The following is a 22,083-nucleotide window of genomic DNA, read 5'->3' as shown; positions in this document are numbered from 1 at the left end:
CATTCGTGAGGCGCCCCTAGTAAGGGAACGGCCACAATCTCAGTTTTTCTTTTGCCAGACGCCAAAGCTGCGCCAGACCATGCGGTTCCTTGATCAAGAAGAAGATGATCAAAGCCCCCACAATCACAAGGTTGAAATGCGCCACCAGATCAGTGGGCCACCCAAGCCAATCCGCGCCGACGATCTTGAGCACAACAGGCAGGATCACCAAAAAGGCGGCCCCTGCAAAACTGCCAAAGATACTGCCAAGCCCGCCGATGATGATCATGAACAGCACCAGAAACGACTTCTGGATGCCAAAGGCCTCGCCCACTTCCACAGCACCAAGATAAACGGCAAAGAACAAAGCCCCCGAAATCCCGATAAAGAATGACGAGACGGCAAAGGCGCTCAGCTTGGCGCGCAGCGGGTTCACCCCGATGATCTCTGCGGCAATATCCATATCACGGATCGCCATCCATTTGCGCCCTTGGGTGCCGCGCGTCAGGTTGCGCGCAACCACCGCACAAGCCACGACAAAGACCAGACAGATCATATATTGTGCCCAGGCTGCGGTGTTGGGTCCTGTCACCAGCACGCCAAACACCTCGCGCTCGGGCGCGTTGATCTGGCCCGAGGCCGAGTAGTTATAAAACCACCCCACACGGTTAAACAGCCAGATCAGAAAGAACTGCGCAGCCAGAGTCGCCACGGCCAGATAGAACCCTTTGATCCTGAGCGACGGCAAGCCGAACATCACCCCGACAGCCGCCGTAACGCCTCCTGCCAGAATGATGTGAATGACAATGCTGATATCAGGAAAGGCCGTCATCAGCTTGTAACAGGCATAAGCGCCCACAGCCATGAAACCGCCCGTGCCAAGGCTCACCTGTCCGCAATAGCCCGTCAGGATGTTCAGCCCGATCGCGGCAATCGCATAGATCAGGAATGGCACCACAACCGCATTGGCCCAGTAATCATTGATGATGAACGGCACGACCAGAAAGGCAAAGGCCAGCACCACATAATACCGCCAACGGTCAAACGCGATGGGAAAGGTCTGGCTGTCGTCCACATAGGACGTCTTGAAGTCACCTGCTTCACGGTAAAACATTAGCTGGCTTCCTCTTCCAAATGAACTTTACGCACGCGATTGCGCGGTTTGGCATAGCCTGTCGCCTCGGTGAAGCGGATCAGCTTGAAGTAGGCCCAAAGCCCGATGCCCCCGCCTGCCGCGGCCAGAATAACCGCCGTGGTAACATGGGCGCTATCGGCGGCGTCGGCAGTCAAAGCCAGATAACCAAAGGCCCAAAACCCCGACCACGCAACCACATTCAAAATCGCAATCAGCTTATGCATGCTCACACCCTCTCGATGATCTTTTCGCCAAACAGCCCTTGCGGACGAAAGACGAGGAACAGCAACGCCAACATGTAGGCAAACCAGTTTTCGGTCGCGCCCCCGATGGCCGCACCAACGGTGAATTCGAAAATCTTTTCGCCCACCCCGATGATCAGCCCACCGACAATCGCGCCGGGGATGGAGGTGAAGCCACCAAGCATCAGCACAGGCAAGGCCTTCAGCGCAATCAGCGACAGCGAAAACTGCACGCCCGATTTCGCGCCCCACATGATACCCGCAACCAGCGCCACAAACCCCGCAAGCGACCAGACCAGCACCCAGATGTAGTTCAGGGAAATACCAACGCTCAGGGCGGCTTGGTGGTCATCGGCCACAGCACGCATCGCGCGGCCCTGCTTGGTGTATTGCGCAAAAACAACCAGCCCGACCACAAGGATCGCCGCGATGACGGTGGCCACCATGTCCAGCTTGTCGATGAAGAATCCGAAGAAATTGTCAGACCCAAGACCCGCTGTCATGTCCTCGATCCAGAAGCTGCCGCCTTGGGGCAGCCCCACATCCAGCGTCTTGATCTCGGAGCCCCACATCAGATCGCCAACGCCTTCCAGGAAATAGGCCAGCCCGATGGTCGCCATGAACAGGATGATCGGCTCTTGGTTCACAAGGTGGCGCATCACAAAATGGTTCACCGCCCAGGCAAAGAACACCATGATCATCATCGTCAACAAGATCGCCAGAATGGCCGGCACCTCCCAACCGAAGTGGTGGATTTTCGTGCCAAAGATCGCGTTGATCAGATGCGAAAACGGCACCTGCCCTTCCATAATGCCCACCAAGGTCAGCGCGGCAAACAGCGCCATGACACCTTGGGCATAGTTAAAGATGCCCGACGCTTTGAAGATCAGCACGAAGCCCAAGGCGACCAGCGCATAAAGCACCCCCGCCATCAGCCCGTTGATCATCACCTCTATGGCGAAAAGAAACTGGTCACCCATTGTTCATATCTCCCCAAAGTGTCTGACGCATTGCCATACCGGCAGCAGACGCCAGGCCATACATCGGATGGCGGCCAAAATCAGTCATGACTCACCCCCAGATAGGCATCAATCACCGCTTGGTTGTTGCGCACCTCATCGGGCGTGCCGTCCCCAATTTTCTTGCCGTAATCCATCACGACAACGCGGTCGGACAGGTCCATCACAACGCCCATATCATGTTCAATCAGCGCGATTGTGGTGCCAAATTCGTCGTTCACGTCCAGAATAAAGCGGCTCATGTCCTCTTTCTCTTCAACGTTCATCCCCGCCATCGGCTCATCCAAAAGCAGCAGCTTCGGTTCCGCCGCCAAGGCGCGGGCCAGCTCAACACGCTTTTTCAAACCATACGGCAACCGCCCCACTGGGGTCTTGCGAATATGCTGGATTTCCAGAAAATCAATAACCTTTTCAACGGCTTCACGGTTAACCGTTTCTTCTTTCTGGGCCGAACCATACCACCACGCCTGACTGAAAAGCCCTGTTTTCATATGACCCAAGCGGCCCGTCATGATGTTGTCCAGAACGCTCATACCCTCAAACAAGGCAATGTTCTGGAAGGTCCGTGCAATCCCTTGGCGGGCGACTTGGTATGGCTTCATCGGAGGGCGCTTGGTGCCGCGGAACCAGACCTCGCCTTCTTGCGGCACATAAAAACCGCTGACCACATTAAGCATTGATGACTTGCCAGCCCCATTTGGCCCGATGATGGCGCGGATTTCCCCTTCGCGAATGTCAAAACTGATGTTCTTGATGGCTTCGACCCCACCAAACCGCAGCGTGATATTTCGCATATCCATCAAACACCTACCGATGGTGCGCCCATCGTCGGTCACATATGGCTCGTACATATCCTTCATTCCGCAGCCATCCTTTTTTGATCGGCAACCACGGCCGCATCACGCAGATCGAGCGTCGCTTTGATGCTGCCTTTGCGCCCGTCCTCATAGGTCACTTCCGTTTCGGTGCTGACCTCTGGCGCGCCCGAGTAGAGCGCGTCGATAATGTCTGCAAACTTCTCCTCCACGATGCGGCGGCGCACCTTGCGCGTGCGCGTCATCTCGCCATCATCTGCATCAAGTTCCTTGTGCAAAACGCAGAACCGATGAATTTGACATCCAGACAACATTTCATCCGCAGCCACCGATGCATTCACCTCTTCGACATGGGCCTGGATCGTCTCAAGAACACGCGGGTGTTGGGACAATTCCTGATAGCTGGCATAAGCGATGTTGTTGCGCTCGGCCCAGTTACCCACGGCGGTCAGGTCAATATTGATAAACGCCGTGCAACGGTCGCGGGCATTGCCAAACACAACGGCTTCCAGAATGTTCGGGAAGAATTTGAGTTTGTTTTCAACGTACTTAGGCGCAAACATCCGACCATCGGCCATTTTGCCAACGTCCTTGGCACGGTCGATGATCCGCAGATGACCTGTGTCCGGCTCAATGAACCCTGCGTCGCCCGTTGCGACCCATCCTTCGGCATCTTTTGTGCTGGCGGTGCTTTCATCGTTCTTGAAGTATTTCACGAAAACGCCAGGGCTGCGGTAATACACCTCGCCATCATCTGCGATGCGCAATTCAACGCCCGGCGTGGGCGTGCCAACCGTATCGGCACGAACCTCATCATCCTTTTGTTGGGTGATAAAGACACTTGCCTCGGTCTGGCCATAGAGCTGCTTGAGGTTGATGCCAAGGGAGCGGTAGAAATCAAAGATCTCGGGGCCAATCGCCTCGCCCGCCGTGTAGCCCACACGCACCTTGGACATACCCAAAGTGTTTAAAAGCGGTCCATAAACCAGCAAACGCCCAAGCCCGTATTTAAGCTTGTCCATCCCGCCCACAGATTTGCCATCAAGGATTTGCGGCCCAACGCGTTTCGCCACCCCCATGAATGTATGGAACAACCATTTCTTGAAACGACCGGCATCTTCCATACGGATCATCACATTGGTCAGTTGCGTCTCAAAAATACGGGGCGGCGCAAAGTAGTAAGACGGACCGATCTCGCGCAGATCCGTCATCATTGTGTCCGCACTTTCGGGGCAATTCACACAGAAACCCGTCCAATAGGCTTGGCCGATCGAAAAGATGAAATCGCCAACCCATGCCATCGGCAAATAGGCCAGCACCTCATCACCCGCGCGCAGCCCATCGAAATCGGCCGAGTTTTTCGAGGTTTCGATGATGTTGCGATTGCTTAAAACAACACCCTTAGGCCGCCCTGTCGTGCCAGAGGTATAGAGCATCACACAGGTGTCATCATACGTCAGGGATTGCCAGCGGTCCGCCAACTCGCGATCAAACCGTTCATGCGCCGCGCGGCCCGTCGCCTTGATGTCTTCCATCGAATTCATCGCGCTATGGTCGTATTTGCGCATCCCGCGCTTATCGACATAGATGATATGCTCGATCCCGCTGACGGTCTCTTGCACTTCGATGACCTTATCAACCTGCTCTTGATCACCCGCAATCACATAGCGCGCGCCACAGTGTTCAAGCACATAAGCCATCTCTTCTGCGACAGCATCCTGATAGAGCGGCACAGGCACAGCACCCACCATCTGGGCAGCGACCATCGACCAATAAAGCTGCGGGCGGTTGCGCCCGATGATCGCGATAAAGTCACCGCGCGCCACACCAAGCTCCAGTAGACCAAGCGCCATGCTTTCGATCTCGTGCTGCGCTTGCGACCATGTCCAGCTTTGCCAGATGCCGAACTCTTTTTCACGGTAAGCTGCCTTGCCACCGTATTCCGCTGCATTGCGGGCCAAAAGATGTGGGACCGATACCAAGGCCCCCGCCGAGGCGGTTGCTGTGGACATATTCAGATTTCCTCCCAAATGCCGATCTATTGCCGACTCCGCACCCGTTTACGGACGCTGTTGGGGTATGATGTGCGACCAAATGGCCAAACGTCAAATGGTTTTTTTGAACAAGCGTTCAGATAATCCGATTATTCCGCAGCGATAGCGCTATCAGCCGCTTCGACCTTCACAGCAGAAAACTTGAACTCAGGAATTTTGCCATAAGGGTCCACGGCAGGGTTGGTCAGAATATTCGCCGCCGCCTCAACATAGGCAAATGGCAAGAACACCATATCAGGTGCCACCGCACGGTCAGACCGCGCCATGATTGTAATGCTCCCCCGCTTTGTCGTCAGCCGCACGTGTTCGCCGGGTTCGACCCCCAGTTTGCGCAGGGTCGATGGGTGCAACGAACAATTCGCTTCAGGCTCTACCGCGTCCAGCACAGATGACCGCCGCGTCATGGACCCTGTGTGCCAATGCTCCAGCTGGCGTCCCGTGGTCAGAATCATCGGATAGTCCGCGTCAGGCGTATCATCAGGCGCAATCACATTGGCAGGGGTGAACCGCGCACGCCCGTCTGGACGCGGGAACCCGTCACCAAAGACAATCGGCTGGCCGGGGTCAGTGGGCGACAGCGATGGATAGGTGACGGCATTTTCGTCTTCCAAACGCGCCCACGTGATGTTGCTGAGCGATTTCATGTTCAGCTTCATCTCTGCAAAGATTTCGGACGGATGCGAATAGGTCCATCCAAGCCCAAGGCGCTTGGCCAGCTCAACCTCGATCCACCAGTCTTCCTTGGCTTCACCGGGCGGGGTGACAGCAGGGCGCCCCATTTGCACCTGTCGGTTCGTATTGGTTACGGTCCCCGCCTTTTCGGCAAAGGCCGAAGCAGGCAGGATCACATCCGCGTAGTTCGCAGTTTCGGTAATAAAAATGTCCTGCACAACCAAATGATCCAGCTTGGCCAGTGCGGCACGCGCATGTTCGACGTCCGGGTCGGACATCGCGGGGTTTTCGCCCAGAACATACATCGCCTTGATGTCACCATCATGCACCGCGTCCATAATTTCGGTCACGGTCAGTCCTTTTTCACCACTGAAATCCTCGGTTCCCCAAACCTCGTTAAACGCGGTGCGCACGCCATCATCTGTGACGGGCTGGTAATCAGGCAGGAACATCGGGATCAGCCCTGCATCAGATGCACCTTGCACATTGTTCTGGCCGCGCAACGGATGCAGGCCAGCACCAGGCCGTCCCACTTGCCCCGTCATCAGCGCCAGAGAGATCAGGCAGCGTGAATTATCGGTGCCGTGGATATGTTGGCTGACGCCCATGCCCCAGAAAATCATCGCCGCCTTCGCGCCCGCAAAGGTGCGCGCCACATCGCGCAGCACCTCAGGTTCAATGCCGCAAATCTCGCTCATCTTTTCGGGGGTGAAGTCCTTCAGATGCGCTTTTTCGGCCTCCCAGTTTTCGGTGTAGGCATCGATATATTGCTGATCATAAAGCCGCTCTTCGACGATCACATGCATGATCGCGTTCAGCATGGACACATCCGCACCGGGACGGAATTGCAGCATGTGGCTGGCAAAGCGTTTGAGCGCCTGACCGCGCGGATCCATTACAATCAGCTTGCCGCCGCGTTTGGTAAACTGCTTGAAGTAGGTGGCCGCAACAGGGTGGTTTTCAATCGGGTTGGCCCCGATCACGATCGCCACGTCTGCGTTTTCAATCTCGTTAAACGTGGCCGTCACAGCCCCCGATCCCACGTTCTCCATTAAGGCTGCAACGCTTGAGGCATGGCAAAGTCGCGTGCAGTGATCGACATTGTTGTGACCAAAGCCCTGACGGATCAGCTTTTGAAACAGGTATGCCTCCTCATTGGTGCATTTCGCCGAGCCAAACCCCGCAACCTCGCGGCCCCGTCCCTTCAGGCCATTCGCGGCAAAATCCAATGCCTCGTCCCATGTCGCCTCGCGGAACACCTCGCCCCAGTTGGCAGGGTCCACATTCAGCCCCTTTGCAGGCGCGTCATCGCGGCGGATCAGCGGTTTGGTCAGGCGGTGGTCGTGATGGATATAGTCGAACCCGAAACGCCCCTTCACACACAAACGCCCTTCGTTTGCTGGCCCATTGATGCCTTCAACAAATTTCACCGTGTTGTCTTTGACCTTCAGGCTCACCTGACACCCCACACCGCAGAAGGGACACACGCTTTTGACCTCTTCATCGTAATCGGCGCTGTCTCCCACCTGATTGTCATCCACCACGGTTGACGGCATCAACGCGCCAGTGGGGCACGCCTGCACGCACTCTCCGCAGGCCACGCAGGTGCTGTCGCCCATCGGGTCAGCCATATCAAACGTGGGGTAACTGTCGTGCCCGCGCCCTGCCATGCCGATCACATCGTTCACCTGCACCTCGCGGCACGCGCGCACGCACAGACCACATTGGATGCAGGCATCAAGGTTCACGCTCATCGCGACATGAGAGTTGTCCAAAAGCGGGATGCGCTCTTGCTCCAGCTTTGGCAGGCGGCTCTCGCTTATCCCGTTCAGGTCCGCCATATCCCAAAGGTGGCTGGATTTGTCATGGGCCACATCGCGCTCGGGCTGATCGGTCAGCAACATCTCAACGACCATCTTGCGGGCGTTTTCAGCCCGGGCTGAGTTGGTTGTCACCACCATCCCATCTTGCGGTTCGCGAATACACGACGCCGCCAGCGTCCGCTCCCCCTCGATCTCGACCATACACGCCCGACAGTTGCCGTCAGGACGATAGCCCGGCGCGGGTTTGTGGCACAGATGCGGGATCACCAGACCACGGCCGTGCGCGATCTCCCAAATGGTCATACCTGCATCGGCCTCAACAGTTTGGCCATCCAAAGTGAAAGTGATCTTGTCGGTCATATCGCGCGCGTCCCTATGGCTTGGGGCCACATTAGGGCCGATTCAAACAAAATCCGAGACACTCCGCGACGCGTCCCCTTCCATTTGCGCCATCACGACGCTACGGATTGCGCCAATCGGAAACAGGTGAATGCAATGGGCGAAGTTACAATCACACGACACGGGCAAGCCAATTCTGGCGCCCGTAATGAAGAAGAGTATGATCGCCTGTCTGATCTGGGCCATCAACAGGCCGCATGGTTGGGCGAATATCTGTCACAAACCCAAACCTATGATCGGGTGATTTCGGGCGGCCTACGGCGGCAGATCGAAACGGCACAAGGGCTCAATACCTTCGGCGCCCCTCATCAGATCGACGAACGACTGAACGAACTGAACTACTTTGCGCTCTCCGATAGCCTGAGTGATATGCACGGCGTGCCCTTCCCGGACAGTCCAGCCACCTTCGCCGCACATGTTCCGCAAATCCTGTCCCACTGGGCGGCCGAAGAAACACCACCACATATCGAAAGCTATACAGACTTCCGCACACGTATTTTCAGCGCAATCGAAGATGCCTGCGCGATGGAAGGGCGCACCCTTTTGGTCAGCTCCACGGGCGTGATCGCATCGCTTACGGCCATCGCGCTTGGGCTGGAAATCAACAACAAAGCCAAAATGTTTCTTTTCGTGCCCCACACATCCCTGCACAGATTTGCGTTTCACGATGTTGCCGGCACGCCCGAGCTTCACCTGACACAATACGGCGCGACACCGCATCTGGACCTGCCAGAGCGGTCCCATGCGAAAACCATGGTCTGACAGAGCCAGAAGATTATTCTCGAATAATCTTCGGCCCGCATCTTTTTCTAGAAAAAGATGCTTACATCAGATCGTTTTCGACATCCGAAACATCTACGCCAAGGGCGTCTAACCCGTTTTCCAGATGTTCGGCCAAATGCGGCACCCCTGTCAGATAGTCGACGGTGGGTGTGGTCTTTTCGGCAAAGGCTTTCGCCACGGCCTTGTCATAGTCTTCTACATCATAGGCTTCGCGCCCGATCCACATGATCGCTGTAAGATGGGCCTGCTCGTCCTCGTTCATGGCTTCGATGAAGTCATAAAGCTCATCTTCGCCTCGGCTTCCCTCTCGCGACAGAAGGATCACTTGGGCCACTTTGTCAGAACTGATTTCCATATCGCACTCCTCTTATCTCGGGGTCAGCATGACACACAGTTGCATAGAAGCGATTTGATTCAGCGCAAATCAGCTGATCAAACGGTAATACATCCAATCAGGCATAAACTGGCTGGCCCGGAAGAACAGGCTAAACAGTCGTGGAAAGCTCTTTTTGAAGCTGTCATCATTCATGTGTTCCCAGAAATCCTGGGCCGCCTCTTCCGGTTCCTGGATAAACGGCATCTTGAAATCGTTTTTGTCGGTCAGCCGTGTTTTGATGAAGCCGGGGTTGGCGACCTGGACCGTCACACCCGTTTTGCGCAGATCAGCGTGCAGGCTTTCGGCCAGATACATGACACCCGCTTTAGAAGCGCCGTATCCTACCGCGCCGGGCAATCCGCGGAAGCCTGATAGCGAGCCGGTGATCACCACATGCCCCGCATCGCGGGCAACAAAATCGGGCAAGACAGAACCGACGACCCGCATGGTGCCTGTAAAGTTGATGTCTACCATTTGTTCGACCTTTTCGGCGTCGACTTCGGCCGCTTTCATCGGCCAGTAGACACCCGCCAACATGACAACCCCGTCGATCTGACCAACCTGTTGATACGCGTCTTGCACGCTTTGCAGATCACTGACATCGCAGGTCACATAAGAAGATGGACCGGGCAGTTTTTCGGACAGGGCTTTGAGTTTGTCTTCTGACCTTGCAGACAGGATGACCTCGACACCAGCGCGGCTCATCACCTCGGCAAGGGCCGCCCCCAGACCTTCAGATGCACCAACCAGCCAATACCGTTTTCCTGCCCACTCTTTCATAACCTAAGCCGCTTCCTTTTTTTCCTGTTCGACCGTCATAGGCCGCATAGTGGCAACCAACTCGGCCACTTTGATCCCGAACTTACGAAACTGCGAACGGTTCATGATTGTTCCGTTCTCCATCAAATACATCCAATCCGTGACGTTGAGCGCATGCCCCCCCGCCTCTTGCGTCAGTTTGATGGTGTAATTCAACTTCAGCGTCGGCCCTGCCTGACGGCCATCGCCCACACCAACCAGATCGTCGGCCTCTGCCACAACCTGCCCATCATCCGACAGGGTCAGCCGCCATTCGCGATCTTGTGTGCTGCCACTGTCGTACCGGAAATGCTCGCGCATGACGCCTGTGTTGCCATCCCATTGGGCAAAAAACTCGGCCACAAAGCGCGATGTGACCCGCCCCGTCGGACCATAAATCACGCCCTCACAAGCAATAGGCCCGTTCAGATGTTCGCGAATATCCATGATGGGGCCAATGCCTTCGTATTCTTCGGGCTTTTGGGCCTGAAACGTCCAAAGTCTGCTCCAGACAGTCAGCACACCAATGACCACGGCTGCCCCAAGTGCGATGTAGAGAAACTCATCCACTGTTCTCGTCCTCCGAAAGATCGGTGGCCCATAACATCCCCAGGGCCACGCATTTCAGCGCACAGGGAACAACCGCATACAGGATAGTCAGCGTTTGTAGTGCGCTGTCGGGCTGCATCGGGTTGGCGACACCAGACACAAACCCATTGGCTTCTAATAGCGGAAGTAGGCTGACTGCCGCGAAAGCAAGGGTGAATTTAGAGACAAATGACCATAATCCGAACGCCTGACCCGCATTTGGCGCAATTCGCGCCATGCGCCGCGCAAAAATAGCAGGCAGAAGCGTCAGATCCGCGCCAAGGGCAGCGCCGCTTGCAACACAGATGATCGCAAATGCCGTTGTATCGCCCGCGCCAAGGCTCACCGCAAAAGCGAAGGTCACAATCGCAAGCACCATGCCAGACAGCAACGCCTGTTTTGCGCCAATGCGTTCAGCGATCTTCCCCCAGACAGGAGCGGACACTGCGGCAGCCAGAAAGAAAAGCAAAAGCAAAGGCCCTTCCCATCCAACCGCCTGCAAGCGGCTTTCGACGAAAAACAAAAAGAGGGTCGATGTCACGGCCACAGGCGTTGCGTTGACCAAGGCCAAAAGGAGCAAACGGCGGCTGGTGGCATCCCCAAGGATGACCCCAAAGCCCGTGTCTTGCGGGGTCGATCCGCGCACCCATTCGTTGCGCATTGCAACCATTGCCAACATGCACACCACCGCAAAAGCAATCGCAAACGCGGCGAAGGGCCGATCCGTCATCCCCATCAAAACCGTTGGGGCAATGGCGGCCAGGCACACGCCCAACAACGCTCCCGTTTCGCGCCATGTGGCCAGCCGCACATGGCCCGCGCCCATCGTTTCGGCCTTGATCACGCCTTGCGCATAGAAACTGATCGTCAGGAAACTGAAGGCCGAAAACAAACCCGTCAGCGACAGCGCGAACCACCAGATCGGGGCAATCGGCGGCTCAATCGCAAACAGCGCATACATGCTGGCCGCGATCAGACCGACGGCCCCCGATACCATGGTGCGCCGAAAATGACGCGTGCGCTCGGACAGCCACCCCAACAGCGGGTCTTGCACAAAATCCAGCAAACGCAACAAAAACAAGACAGTCCCAAGCGCCGTTAGCGTCAGCCCATAGCTGTCCACGTAAAACTTTGGCGCATGGATATAAATCGGCAGGCCCGCCGCCGCCAACATCGCGGCAAACAACGCATAAGAGGGCAAACGCAAACGCGCTTGCCCTGCGTTGACCGCGGCTTGGCTCATCTTGTGACCTCAGCCTTTGGCGGTTCGGGACGCGCGCGATAGCCCGCACCTTTCCACCACAGCTTAAACGCCTGCCAATGGATCAACCCAAGCACACGGCGCGACCCCAACGGTCGGCGCACCAACATGCCCATGATTGACGCATTCGTCAGCGGCTCGCGCTTGCCGGCAAGTGTGGCAATCACACCGCCATTGCCCGCGGTGAAATCAATCCGCACACCGATGTGGTCGCCCGTGAAATCAAACTTGAACGCATAACCGCCCTTGACGGGCTGGAAGGGCGAAACATGGAAAATCTTGGACGCATGAAGCGTATCTTGCGGTGTGATCGGCTCCAGATCATCGCGGTGACACAAATAGGAATGACGGTCCCCAAAGGTGTTCGTCACTTCTGCAATCACCACGCGCAGGTTGTCGTCGGTGTCATGGCATAGCCAGAAAGACACAGGATTAAACACATGGCCCAACACGCGCGGCTGCGCCAAAAGCTCGATCCGCCCGTCGCAGGGCAACTTGTTCGACGCGATCACGTCACGCACCCATTTCGCGCCACGCCCCTTTTTGGGGTCGCCCCCGTGATCTGCATCATGCAGGGCCGTAACGCCGCGTCCGTTGCGCGAAAACAGCAGCGGTGTTTTCACCTCTGCTTCTGGATCAATGGCCACATAATCGACAGAATAGCGGAACGCATTGCGCTGCTCTCCCTTGCGACCATGATAGGTCTTGCCCTTGATATGTTGAACCTGCGCCATCACTCGGCGGCCACAGCTGCGGGTTGCGCGCGCATGGCTTCAACCACCTCCACGGCGGATTTCAAACCATCCTCATGAAAGCCGTTGGCCATCCAGGCGCCACAGAACCACGTGTTGTTTTGCCCGTTCATCGCACGTACGGTATCCTGCGCGGCCAAGGCCGGCCCATCAAACACAGGATGGCGCAGCGTGGCGCGATCCCAAACCAGATCATCCCGAATGGGCCGCGTGCTGTTCAGCGTGACAAAGAAGTTATCATTGCTGGCAATCGGTTGCAGCTTGTTCATCCAATAGGTCAGATCAATCGCATCCAGTGATTTATCGGCCGCTTCGGTATAATTCCACGATGACCAGACCTGCTTTTTATGCGGCATGATCGACGGATCGGAATGCAGCACAATGTCATTCGGCTGGTATTTCACGGCACCAAGGGCCGCAATTTCCAGCCCATTCGCATCGGCCAACATCGCAAGACTGTCGTCGCTGTGGGTTGCAAAAATCACCTCGTCGAAATTTTCTGCCTCCGCGCCTTGCGCTTTGACATGCACCCCATGGGGTGTGCGGGTGACAGCATCAATCGGCGCGCCCAAACGAATGTCGACACCTTTTGACATCATCGACGCTTCCAGCCGCGAAACATACTGGATCGACCCACCTTTCACAGTGAACCACTGATGCTGACCCGTGTGGTGCAGCAATGCGTGGTTTTCGAAAAACTGGATCATGGCCTTGGCCGGGAAATCCATGATCTTTTCAACAGGTGTGGACCAGATCGCACCCGACAAGGGCAGCAGATACATATCGCGGAACCATGCGCTTGTGCCCAAGGCATCCAGCAAATCACCCGTGCTCATTCCCGGTTTCGCAGTTTCCAGCGCCTTGGCGTTAAACTTAAAGATATCGCGCACCATCCGCAGGAACTTGGGGTTTACCGCATTGCGCCGCTGCGCAAACACGGCATCCAGACTGGCCAGACCGTATTCAATACGCCCGCCATCAATGGAGGCTCCAAAGCTCATATTGCTTTCTGTAACCGGCACATCCAGCTCTTCGAACAAAGCCGCCAGATGCGGGTAGTTGGCATAATTGAACACGATAAAGCCAGTGTCCACAGCCACATCGCCCTTGGGCCCTGCCATCCGTGTGCGCGCGTGGCCGCCCAAACGGGGCTCTGCCTCAAACAGCACAACATCATGGGTGTCGGCCAACATATGCGCCGCCCCCATTCCTGAAATTCCAGCACCAATCACTGCGACGCGTTTGCGCTCGCTACCTGTCTCAAATGGCATCTATACCAAAGTCCTTCGCATCATCATTTTCGCGCGTTCACTGAGGTATACGCCGCATATGCTTCATTGGATCATCTGCGTATTTTTCTGCATCGGCAGTGATCCAAACCAATAGCTGCACCGTAGACAGGGTATGATGGACGGGCAAGCGCGCTTTCAGGAAACGGGTGCATCACTCCGCAGCATGGGCTACGGTTTGGGCAATTCAACGCGAATCTGGAAACACAAAGGCCCGACCTTGGAAACGACAACACTCGCACGCAAAGAGTGGGTTGCGGAAATGGACCGCATTAAATCCCACCGCGACCAGTCTGCTTTTGCAGAGCTGTTTGCGCATTTTGCGCCGCGCGTGAAAGCGTTTTTGATGAAGGGCGGCACGTCAGAGGCTTTGGCCGAAGAGGTGACGCAAGAGGTCATGGCGACCTTGTGGACAAAGGCAGAGATGTTTGATCCCGCCCGCGCAAGCGTGGCCACATGGATCTTCACCATCGCGCGGAACCGCAAGATCGACGTGATCCGCAAACAAAGACGGCCCGAACCCGAGGAACTGACTTGGGGACCAGAGGCCGAACCAGATCAGGCTGACGTGCTCAGCCAGCAGGAGGAACAAGAACAGCTTGCCCGGGCCTTGGACAAGCTGCCGGAAAAACAGCGTGACCTTGTGATGCGCGCCTACTACGGGGACCTGAGCCATAGCGAAATCGCGGCTCAAACAGGGCTTCCCCTTGGCACCATCAAGTCGCGCATTAGATTGGCGCTTGAACGATTGCGCCATGCAATGGACACCCCCTGACGCAAGCTGCGTCAGATCTTGATACGGACGATGAACGATGGACATTAAACATCACCTCACAGACGACGTTCTGGTCGAATATTCGGCAGGCACCCTGCCCGAAGCCTTCAGCCTTGTTGTCGCCACGCATATCTCAATGTGCCCCACATGCCGCGCCCGAATGGAAGAATTCGACGCGCTTGGCGGCACTGTCGTAGAAGAAATGGACGCGATGCCCATGTCCGATGGCAGCTTTGAAGCCACCATGAAGCGCATCGCAAACCAACCCAAAGACGCCATCAAAATGGACGCTCCCACCAAACGCGGCCTATTCCCAAAACCGCTTCAGGACTATGTCGGCGGTGATCTGGACGCCGTGAAATGGCGCCCTGTTGGCATGGGGGTCAAACAGGCAATCCTGAAAACCTCCAAAGACGCCTCCGTGCGCCTTCTGTATATCCCCACCGGCTCGGCCATGCCCGATCACAGCCACAACGGCATGGAAATGACGCTGGTGTTGCAAGGCGCCTTCGAGGATGAAGCCGATCACTTCGGCGCAGGCGATGTAGAGCTTGCCGATGAAGATCTGAACCACACACCCGTGGCCGTTGGCCCGCTGGATTGCATCTGCTTGGCCGCATCTGACGCGCCGCTGAAGTTCAACAGCCTGCTGCCAAAAGTCATGCAGCCGTTCTTCCGCATCTAGCCCCGCTGCGCATGTAAATATGCGTCAGCCCACCTGACGCATCCACCACGTGATCGCATTGCGGTAGCCTGCGCGCTCAAGCATCGCACGTTTGGACAGCCAACCGTCAGGACACATCACCACACAGGCGGCCATCCCCCGCTGCGCCAGCGCCGCCTCTGCCGCGCCAAAAACCTGCGCCGCACCATCCGTTGGCGCATCTGCATTAGACCAGTCTGCCAAATCCACATGGTGAAAATCATCTACAATGCCTGTGCCCGCAATCGCATGGGCCGTCGGAAAATGCAGCGGCGTCGCCGGCTGCGAAACGGCGTAACCTGCAAAGGCTCCATCCTGACGGGCCACAAAAAGCCCCGCCCAATCGCCGCCCTCAGCGCCTGAGGCCAGCAGATATCTGGCGCCTGCATCTATTAAATCCGCCTCGGCTGCTGCAAACAGTGCGTGCTGCAGGGTATCGTCACAGCCATCCGCAACCGTGCTGTCTTGCATAACAAGGCCGGGTGGGCCAAAGCGCCCTGCGTAGATCGGCGGCACAGGCAGCAAGATGCTATGCACCACACCGAGGATTACATCGTTGTGGTGCGCAACCATCCACGCGTGTCGGATCGGGCCGCCCTCTTGCATCATCGCGCGGGTCAACTCTGCGGCAACGGCATCGGCGGCATCCGCGCGCACGGCCCAAAGCACATCACCGGAGGCGGCACGCCTTTGCGCATCCGCGACCATCAAGGCGGCCAATGCAGGAATATCTGCGATCTCGGCCGATCTTATGGGCATTTTTATCTCCTGATGAGGGCTGCGTTAACGAATGTCTTAATCAAACCTTACACCACCGAACGTCTGACGCGCTGCCATACGCATAGCAGACGCCCTGCCATACGTTGCGTGGCACCCGATTCGACGGCTTTTAGGTCTTGGTTAATGGCACGACCGTTGCGTCAGGATCAGATTCCACTTGCTCAAAATCAAAGGCATCCAAACGGCGGGCGCGGCGGCCCGCTTTTTCGCTGCTGATCTTGATCTCTGCAATGTCTTTTGCCGCTTGGCCAAAGTGACGGTCAAGGTTTTCCACCCGCGTTCCAAGCCGGTCAACATCTTGATACAAAAGGGCTAATTCCTTGCGAATGGCACCTGCCTGTTCGCGCATCCGCGCGTCTTTCAGGATCGCCCGCATGGTGTTCAACGTGGCCATGCACGTAGTGGGCGACACGATCCAGACACGCGCGGCGAACCCTTCGCGCACGACTTCGGGAAAATTGGCGTGCAATTCTGCGTAAACCGCCTCTGACGGCAGGAACATCAATGCGCCATCTGCGGTCTCGCCTTCGATTAAGTATTTGTCAGATATGGCTTTTATATGCGCACGCACGCTTTGACGCATCAGCTTGGCCGCCTCATTGACCTCCCAATCCGTGCTGGCGTTGCGCAGTTTTTCATAGGCCTCCAACGGGAACTTGGCATCCACCACAATGGGCCCGGGCGGATTTGGCAGGTGGATCAAGCAATCCGCACGTTTACCATTCGATAACGTTACTTGTGTAGAATACGAATCTCGCGGCAGGGCTTTGCTCACGATATCCATTAACTGGATCTCACCGAATGCGCCGCGGGTCTGTTTGTTGCTCAGAATATCCTGAAGCGATAACACATCGCCGCTCAGTTTCGTGATGTTTTCCTGGGCCTTGTCAATCGTTTGAAGGCGCTGCTGTAACTCGCCGAGCGATTGCGCTGTGCGCCGCGACGTGCCTGCCAGCCCTTCGTTCATCTGAACGCTCACCGCCTGCAACCGTTGCTCCATCAGAGCCAGCATATTGGCCTGTGCCGCCGCCTGCGCCTCGCTCACATGGCTCAACCCGCCCGCAAGCTGTTGTTGCCCGTCCGACAACATCTGCACCCGCTGCCCCAGGCCGTTCATCTGTGCGGCCAGCGGCGCGGCAACCCGCGCCGATCGCCCTGCAGCACGCACTGCAAACACCAATAAAACAAGGATAAGAAGCACAATACCCGCACCAACCAGACCCACTAAAACAAGCGGATCATCCCATGCGTAGCTTTGTCCATTTACCGTGATCATGTGCGTCCGAAAAGCCGCTCGATATCGGTCATTTTCAGCTCGACATAGGTGGGACGTCCGTGATTGCACTGGCCCGAATGCGGCGTGGCTTCCATCTCGCGCAGCAGCGCGTTCATCTCCTCGCCGTTCAAACGGCGGCCTGTCCTGACCGATCCGTGGCAGGCCACTCGGCTCAAAATCGCCTCTACTTTTTCCTGAACCAGATCGCTGCTGCCCAAGTCGTCCAGCTCATCCAGAACATCGCGCAACATGTTTTTCGCATTACATTCGCCCAAAAGCGCAGGGGTTTCGCGCACCGCAATCGCACCTGCACCAAACGGCTCAATCGTCAGGCCAAACCGCCCAAGCGTTGCGGCATGGGCAAGTAGTTTTGCAGCATCCCCTTCCGAAAGCTCGACAATTTCGGGGATCAGAAGCGCCTGCGCCGCCACACCATTTTCCGCCATCTGGCGCTTGAGGCGCTCATACACCAGTCGCTCGTGGGCAGCATGCGCATCTACCAAAATGATCCCATCGGCTGTTTGTGACACGATATAATTCTCGTGCAGATGCGCCCGTGCCGCGCCCAACGGATGGTCAGCTGCGGGCGTCTCAACCACCTCTTCGACGCGGCCAAACACGTGTTGCGTCTCGGCAAATCCCGGGGCTTGGGCCTCATAGGCGGCCTGCCGCGCGCCAAGCGATGGGCGGTCCATCTGATAAATCGGGGCCGCAGGACGTTCAGGCTGCATCGCACCAAGGGTTGCATCGGCCACTGTGCTGGACGCACGATGCCCTGCATTGGCCAGCGCGTGCCGAAGCGCACTGACAATCAGACCACGCGCAATCCCCGGCTCACGAAACCGCACTTCGGATTTGGCAGGATGCACATTGACGTCCACCATCGTCGGATCGCAATCAAGAAACAGACACACCGCAGGGTGCCTGTCGCGCGACAGAAAATCAGCATAGGCCCCACGCAAAGCGCCGATCAGAAGCTTGTCCCGCACGGGGCGTCCATTCACGAACAGAAATTGTGCCACCGCAGCACCGCGCGAATACGTCGGAAGCGCGGCATAGCCCGTCAGGTGAAACCCCTCGCGCTCTGCATCAATGGGGACGGAATTGTCCGTAAATTCGCGGCCCATGACTTCGGACAATCGGCCGCGCAGCGCATCAAACATGTCACCCGTCTGGGCATCTGCACGGAACGTCACGCGCCCTTCTGCACCGTTTGAGACATCACGAAGGGTGAAGCTGATAAAGGGTTCGGCCATCGCCAAACGCTTGATCACATCGCCAATGGCTTGTGTCTCGGCGCGGTCGGAGCGCATGAATTTCAGCCGTGCTGGCGTGGCGAAAAACAGATCCTGAAGGGACACAACCGTGCCCCGCCGCAAAGCGGCCGGACGCACCTGCCCCATATCGCCGCCCGACACGGTGATTTCGGCGGCGTCATGGCCATCGGCCCGACTGGTGATCGAAAGCCGCCCCACCGCCCCCAAAGACGGCAGCGCCTCGCCGCGAAAACCAAAGGTGTGGATATTCAGCAGATCGGTGCCATCGATTTTTGATGTGGCATGCCGCGACAAAGCCAATGGCAAATCGGAAGGCGCGATACCGCACCCATCATCGGTGACACGGATCAGGGATTTGCCACCGCCAGAGATTGCCACATCAATGCGCCGCGCACCTGCATCAATCGCATTCTCGACCAGTTCTTTGACGGCTGATGCGGGACGCTCAACAACTTCACCCGCGGCGATACGGTTTATCGCCGAGCTATCAAGCTGGCGAATAACTGGCTGTATGTTGGGGCGATCGTCGGGCATGCCACAAGGGATAGCATGCCCGACGGGATTCGACCAAGGGGGTGTGCAGAGTTATCCCCTAGTTTGTTGTTTCAAGTCCCACAGGCTGGCCCACCACCACGAAATGCAGATCATCAGGGCGCAGCAATTCGCGTGCGACGCGGTTTACGTCATCCAGCGTGACTGCGTTGATCTGGTCGTTGCGCGTGGGGATGTAGTCGATCGGCAGGTCAGACAGTTGCATGCCCACCATGATATTGGCGATGGTCCCATTGCCGTCAAAGCGCAAGGGGTAAGACCCTGTCAGATATGTCTTGGCGCGGGTCAACTCATCTTCCGTCACCCCGTTTTCGGCCAGCTTTGCCCATTCTGATTTTGTAACCTCAATGGCCTCTGCGATGCGGTCATTTGCCGAAGCGACCTGCCCCAGATAGAGAGGGATGTGATCTTTCGGGACAAGGAAAGACCCGATCCCATAAGTCAGCCCACGCTTTTCGCGCACTTCGCTCATCAAGCGACTTTGAAAGCCATTGGCGCCAAGCACGGTGTTCAGCAAGAAAGCTGCGAAGAAATCCTCATCATCCTGTTCGATGCCTCGGTGCCCGAACAATGCAACCGACTGCGGCACATCAAAGGGCACCACGGTGACACCGCCGCTCAGGTTAAACGGTGCCGCGTCTGGCATTGGAGCACCTTCGGCTGGCAAATCGCCAAGCAGTTCATCCAAAAGCGGGCGCAATTCGTCTGCGCTGATATCCCCCGCGACGCCCACGAACACCCGATCACGCGCCATTGCCCGCGCCTTGGCCTCAAGCAGATCATCGCGGGTCAAGGCCGTCACGGTTTCGGCTGTGCCATCCGATGATGTCGCGTAAGGGTGATCACCATGCGCCAACGCGCTGAACGTATTGCCTGCGATGCTATTTGGGTCTTGTGCCTCCGATGCGATGGATGACAGCACTTGTTTACGCACGCGGTCAATTGCAGCTTGGTCAAAGCGTGGCTGCGTCAGGGCCGTCTTGAGAAGGGCCAGCGCCTCGTCTCGATTTTCCGTCAGGAACCGCGAAGACACCTGCAGACTATCATCCGACACATCAAATCGTATCGTCGCCGCAAGGCTGTCACGCGCGGCAGCAAAGGCGCGCGCGTCCATATCAGCGGCACCCTCTTCCAATAGCGCAGTCATCAGATTGATCGCCCCGCGCTTTTCCGGAACGTCGAGCGATGCGCCGCCCTGAAACCAGATCTCAAGCGCGACAAAGGGGATCGAATTTTCCTGCACAAGCCATGCCGTGATGCCCCCTTCCGAGGTTACCTCTTGGATTTTGACTTCGGCAGATGATGCTGTCGCGGATAACGAAAGGACTAAGGCGACAAAAAAGGAGAATATACGGTTCATTGCACAACCTCCGCCTGCTCAGGCTCTGGCTTGGTAAGATATCCGGTGACCGCTTTGTTGCGATCAGAGAATAGACTGCGGGCGGCTGCCATAATGTCGTCTTCGGTTACGGCATCCAGAATTGCGGGCCAGTCCTGAACATCCTGGATCGTCAAACCGCTGGTCAGCGCCTGACCGTATGTATTGGCCAAGCCATTCACGTCATCACGGGCATAGATTTCCGACGCCCGAATTTGGGTTTTGATCCGGTCAAGCACATCGCTATCAACACCGTCTTGCAGAAATCCGTGGATAGCCGCATCCAATTTTTCCTCTGCGTCGGGCAGGCTGATACCGGGCGCGGGGACCATGACGACGCCAAAGGTCGTATCATCAAGCGATGTGCCAGAATAGAAGGCCCCTGTATAAACGGCATCAGAGTTTTCGAACTGAAGTTTGCGCCCCAGATAGGACGACGCCCCATCCCCGCCCAGAACTTCGGACAGAATGCGCAAGGCCGCCGCGTCCTCCTGTGCCCCTGCGTCCCGTTCTGGCGCAAGGTAGGTGCGGATCACGTAGGGCTGCGCGACGCGAGGGTCTTCTAGAACCAAACGGCGCTCTGACAACTGTGGCGGCTCTGCGGGGCGCGCACGCTCGGGCAGGTTTTCCGTCGGTTCCAGAACGCCGTAGTATGTTTGCGCCAGCGTTTTAACGGCCTCAGGCTCAACATCACCAGCGACCACCAAAACGGCATTATTTGGCGCATAGAACCGACGATAGAACGCCATGGCATCGTCCATGTTCAGTTGTTCAATTTCATGCATCCACCCAATGATCGGCACGGCATAGGGGTGGTTGAGGTATTGCGCCGCGCGACGTTGTTCACTGAACAGGGCGCCTGGGTCGTTTTCGGTGCGCTGGTTCCGCTCTTCGATAACAACGTTGCGTTCGGTCAGCACGTCTTCTTGTGTCAGTTGCAGATCGCGCATCCGATCGCTTTCCATTTTCATCATCAACTCAAGACGATCAGAAGCGACACGCTGGAAATAAGCCGTGTAGTCCCAACTGGTGAATGCATTGTCCGATCCGCCGTTGGCTGCCACGACCTGCGAAAATTCGCCCGCGGCCATATCGTCGGTTCCTTTGAACAACAGATGTTCCAGAAAATGCGCGATACCGGATTTACCGGGCGGTTCATCGGCAGCGCCTGCGCGATACCACAGCATGTGGACCACAACAGGGGCGCGTGTATCTTGGATGACCACCACCTCAAGACCATTGTCCAATTCGAATGAGGTGACGTTGTCTTTGATCAACGTATCGGCGTTCAGCGACACTACAGAACACACAACGGCGATAGCGGCCAGGATCAAGCGCATATTTCACTCCTTAAAAG

At 56.8% G+C, this 22,083-nt stretch carries 20 protein-coding genes; 3 read left to right on the top strand and 17 right to left on the bottom strand.

The window, feature by feature from the left end; translation table 11 throughout:
* Positions 1–16: 16 nt before the first annotated feature.
* From L1065_RS08950 to fdhF, 6 genes are all read right to left on the bottom strand, one after another.
* Positions 17–1,093, bottom strand: coding sequence for a branched-chain amino acid ABC transporter permease (locus tag L1065_RS08950; protein ID WP_237095117.1), 1,077 nt, complete (start codon positions 1,091–1,093; stop codon positions 17–19).
* Positions 1,093–1,338 (bottom strand): hypothetical protein, encoded by a 246-nt coding sequence (locus tag L1065_RS08945; protein ID WP_237095116.1) that lies wholly within the window; start codon positions 1,336–1,338, stop codon positions 1,093–1,095. Before L1065_RS08945 ends, L1065_RS08950 begins: the two co-directional genes overlap by 1 nt.
* A 2-nt stretch (positions 1,339–1,340) precedes the next feature.
* The gene (locus tag L1065_RS08940) at positions 1,341–2,336 is read right to left on the bottom strand and encodes a branched-chain amino acid ABC transporter permease (RefSeq protein ID WP_237095115.1); all 996 of its coding nucleotides are present in this window, start codon (positions 2,334–2,336) and stop codon (positions 1,341–1,343) included.
* 80 nt (positions 2,337–2,416) lie between these two features.
* A complete protein-coding gene (locus L1065_RS08935; RefSeq protein WP_237095114.1) occupies positions 2,417–3,235 on the bottom strand; it encodes an ABC transporter ATP-binding protein in 819 nt (272 codons plus the stop codon).
* A complete protein-coding gene (locus L1065_RS08930) occupies positions 3,232–5,202 on the bottom strand; it encodes an AMP-binding protein (RefSeq protein WP_237095113.1) in 1,971 nt (656 codons plus the stop codon). The genes L1065_RS08935 and L1065_RS08930 overlap by 4 nt, the downstream gene beginning before the upstream one ends.
* Before the next feature lie 131 nt (positions 5,203–5,333).
* Positions 5,334–8,099, bottom strand: coding sequence for a formate dehydrogenase subunit alpha (fdhF, locus tag L1065_RS08925; RefSeq protein ID WP_237095112.1), 2,766 nt, complete (start codon positions 8,097–8,099; stop codon positions 5,334–5,336).
* 135 nt (positions 8,100–8,234) lie between these two features.
* Between fdhF and L1065_RS08920 the strand changes: the two genes are divergently transcribed.
* On the top strand, positions 8,235–8,900 hold the full coding sequence (locus L1065_RS08920) for a histidine phosphatase family protein (RefSeq protein ID WP_237095111.1): 666 nt from the start codon (positions 8,235–8,237) through the stop codon (positions 8,898–8,900).
* A 61-nt stretch (positions 8,901–8,961) separates the two neighbouring features.
* On the opposite strand, the gene L1065_RS08915 is transcribed toward L1065_RS08920, so the two are convergent.
* The 6 genes from L1065_RS08915 to L1065_RS08890 all read right to left on the bottom strand — a co-directional run bounded on the left by L1065_RS08915 (position 8,962) and on the right by L1065_RS08890 (position 13,967).
* Positions 8,962–9,276 carry a DUF3775 domain-containing protein gene (locus tag L1065_RS08915; RefSeq protein ID WP_237095110.1) on the bottom strand — a complete coding sequence of 105 codons (315 nt, stop codon included), beginning with the start codon at positions 9,274–9,276 and terminating at the stop codon, positions 8,962–8,964.
* Between the two features lie 69 nt (positions 9,277–9,345).
* On the bottom strand, positions 9,346–10,077 hold the full coding sequence (locus tag L1065_RS08910; protein WP_237095109.1) for an SDR family oxidoreductase: 732 nt from the start codon (positions 10,075–10,077) through the stop codon (positions 9,346–9,348).
* A gap of 3 nt (positions 10,078–10,080) precedes the next feature.
* Positions 10,081–10,665 (bottom strand): DUF3833 family protein, encoded by a 585-nt coding sequence (locus tag L1065_RS08905; RefSeq protein ID WP_237095108.1) that lies wholly within the window; start codon positions 10,663–10,665, stop codon positions 10,081–10,083.
* The gene (locus tag L1065_RS08900) at positions 10,658–11,926 is read right to left on the bottom strand and encodes an MFS transporter (protein WP_237095107.1); all 1,269 of its coding nucleotides are present in this window, start codon (positions 11,924–11,926) and stop codon (positions 10,658–10,660) included. The genes L1065_RS08905 and L1065_RS08900 overlap by 8 nt, the downstream gene beginning before the upstream one ends.
* Positions 11,923–12,678, bottom strand: a complete 756-nt coding sequence (locus L1065_RS08895) for a DUF1365 domain-containing protein (RefSeq protein ID WP_237095106.1) — start codon at positions 12,676–12,678, stop codon at positions 11,923–11,925. The genes L1065_RS08900 and L1065_RS08895 overlap by 4 nt, the downstream gene beginning before the upstream one ends.
* Positions 12,678–13,967, bottom strand: a complete 1,290-nt coding sequence (locus L1065_RS08890) for an NAD(P)/FAD-dependent oxidoreductase (RefSeq protein WP_237095105.1) — start codon at positions 13,965–13,967, stop codon at positions 12,678–12,680. The genes L1065_RS08895 and L1065_RS08890 overlap by 1 nt, the downstream gene beginning before the upstream one ends.
* Before the next feature lie 280 nt (positions 13,968–14,247).
* On the opposite strand from L1065_RS08890, the gene L1065_RS08885 reads away from it, so the two are divergent.
* Both L1065_RS08885 and L1065_RS08880 read left to right on the top strand, forming a co-directional pair.
* Positions 14,248–14,760 carry a sigma-70 family RNA polymerase sigma factor gene (locus L1065_RS08885; protein ID WP_237095193.1) on the top strand — a complete coding sequence of 171 codons (513 nt, stop codon included), beginning with the start codon at positions 14,248–14,250 and terminating at the stop codon, positions 14,758–14,760.
* 37 nt (positions 14,761–14,797) lie between these two features.
* The gene (locus L1065_RS08880) at positions 14,798–15,445 is read left to right on the top strand and encodes a ChrR family anti-sigma-E factor (protein WP_237095104.1); all 648 of its coding nucleotides are present in this window, start codon (positions 14,798–14,800) and stop codon (positions 15,443–15,445) included.
* 24 nt (positions 15,446–15,469) lie between these two features.
* On the opposite strand, the gene L1065_RS08875 is transcribed toward L1065_RS08880, so the two are convergent.
* The 5 genes from L1065_RS08875 to L1065_RS08855 all read right to left on the bottom strand — a co-directional run bounded on the left by L1065_RS08875 (position 15,470) and on the right by L1065_RS08855 (position 22,066).
* Entirely contained in the window at positions 15,470–16,222 is a 753-nt protein-coding gene (locus tag L1065_RS08875; RefSeq protein WP_237095103.1) for a hypothetical protein, read from the bottom strand.
* A 130-nt stretch (positions 16,223–16,352) separates the two neighbouring features.
* The gene (locus tag L1065_RS08870; protein ID WP_237095102.1) at positions 16,353–17,519 is read right to left on the bottom strand and encodes a DNA recombination protein RmuC; all 1,167 of its coding nucleotides are present in this window, start codon (positions 17,517–17,519) and stop codon (positions 16,353–16,355) included.
* On the bottom strand, positions 17,516–19,330 hold the full coding sequence (gene mutL, locus L1065_RS08865; protein WP_237095101.1) for a DNA mismatch repair endonuclease MutL: 1,815 nt from the start codon (positions 19,328–19,330) through the stop codon (positions 17,516–17,518). The genes L1065_RS08870 and mutL overlap by 4 nt, the downstream gene beginning before the upstream one ends.
* Before the next feature lie 58 nt (positions 19,331–19,388).
* Positions 19,389–20,708, bottom strand: a complete 1,320-nt coding sequence (locus tag L1065_RS08860; protein ID WP_237095100.1) for a pitrilysin family protein — start codon at positions 20,706–20,708, stop codon at positions 19,389–19,391.
* Positions 20,705–22,066, bottom strand: coding sequence for a pitrilysin family protein (locus L1065_RS08855; RefSeq protein ID WP_237095099.1), 1,362 nt, complete (start codon positions 22,064–22,066; stop codon positions 20,705–20,707). The genes L1065_RS08860 and L1065_RS08855 overlap by 4 nt, the downstream gene beginning before the upstream one ends.
* Between the last annotated feature and the right edge of the window lie 17 nt (positions 22,067–22,083).

It is taken from the genome of Nereida sp. MMG025, from assembly GCF_021654165.1.
Lineage (GTDB): Bacteria > Pseudomonadota > Alphaproteobacteria > Rhodobacterales > Rhodobacteraceae > Nereida.
The sequence above is the reverse complement of the archived record's forward strand: the minus strand, read 5'-3'. Positions and strand labels throughout refer to the sequence as shown.

Bases quoted from the DNA above. Each gene is read 5' to 3' on its own strand.
- L1065_RS08950 (WP_237095117.1), bottom strand. From the start codon at position 1,093: ATGTTTTACCGTGAAGCAGGTGACTTCAAGACGTCCTATGTGGACGAC.
- L1065_RS08860 (WP_237095100.1), bottom strand. From the start codon at position 20,708: ATGAACCGTATATTCTCCTTTTTTGTCGCCTTAGTCCTTTCGTTATCC.
- L1065_RS08900 (WP_237095107.1), bottom strand. From the start codon at position 11,926: ATGAGCCAAGCCGCGGTCAACGCAGGGCAAGCGCGTTTGCGTTTGCCC.
- fdhF (WP_237095112.1), bottom strand. From the start codon at position 8,099: ATGACCGACAAGATCACTTTCACTTTGGATGGCCAAACTGTTGAGGCC.
- L1065_RS08890 (WP_237095105.1), bottom strand. From the start codon at position 13,967: ATGCCATTTGAGACAGGTAGCGAGCGCAAACGCGTCGCAGTGATTGGT.
- L1065_RS08935 (WP_237095114.1), bottom strand. From the start codon at position 3,235: ATGAAGGATATGTACGAGCCATATGTGACCGACGATGGGCGCACCATC.
- L1065_RS08930 (WP_237095113.1), bottom strand. From the start codon at position 5,202: ATGTCCACAGCAACCGCCTCGGCGGGGGCCTTGGTATCGGTCCCACAT.
- L1065_RS08920 (WP_237095111.1), top strand. From the start codon at position 8,235: ATGGGCGAAGTTACAATCACACGACACGGGCAAGCCAATTCTGGCGCC.
- L1065_RS08910 (WP_237095109.1), bottom strand. From the start codon at position 10,077: ATGAAAGAGTGGGCAGGAAAACGGTATTGGCTGGTTGGTGCATCTGAA.
- mutL (WP_237095101.1), bottom strand. From the start codon at position 19,330: ATGCCCGACGATCGCCCCAACATACAGCCAGTTATTCGCCAGCTTGAT.
- L1065_RS08945 (WP_237095116.1), bottom strand. From the start codon at position 1,338: ATGCATAAGCTGATTGCGATTTTGAATGTGGTTGCGTGGTCGGGGTTT.
- L1065_RS08885 (WP_237095193.1), top strand. From the start codon at position 14,248: ATGGACCGCATTAAATCCCACCGCGACCAGTCTGCTTTTGCAGAGCTG.
- L1065_RS08895 (WP_237095106.1), bottom strand. From the start codon at position 12,678: ATGGCGCAGGTTCAACATATCAAGGGCAAGACCTATCATGGTCGCAAG.
- L1065_RS08855 (WP_237095099.1), bottom strand. From the start codon at position 22,066: ATGCGCTTGATCCTGGCCGCTATCGCCGTTGTGTGTTCTGTAGTGTCG.
- L1065_RS08915 (WP_237095110.1), bottom strand. From the start codon at position 9,276: ATGGAAATCAGTTCTGACAAAGTGGCCCAAGTGATCCTTCTGTCGCGA.
- L1065_RS08880 (WP_237095104.1), top strand. From the start codon at position 14,798: ATGGACATTAAACATCACCTCACAGACGACGTTCTGGTCGAATATTCG.
- L1065_RS08940 (WP_237095115.1), bottom strand. From the start codon at position 2,336: ATGGGTGACCAGTTTCTTTTCGCCATAGAGGTGATGATCAACGGGCTG.
- L1065_RS08870 (WP_237095102.1), bottom strand. From the start codon at position 17,519: ATGATCACGGTAAATGGACAAAGCTACGCATGGGATGATCCGCTTGTT.
- L1065_RS08875 (WP_237095103.1), bottom strand. From the start codon at position 16,222: ATGCCCATAAGATCGGCCGAGATCGCAGATATTCCTGCATTGGCCGCC.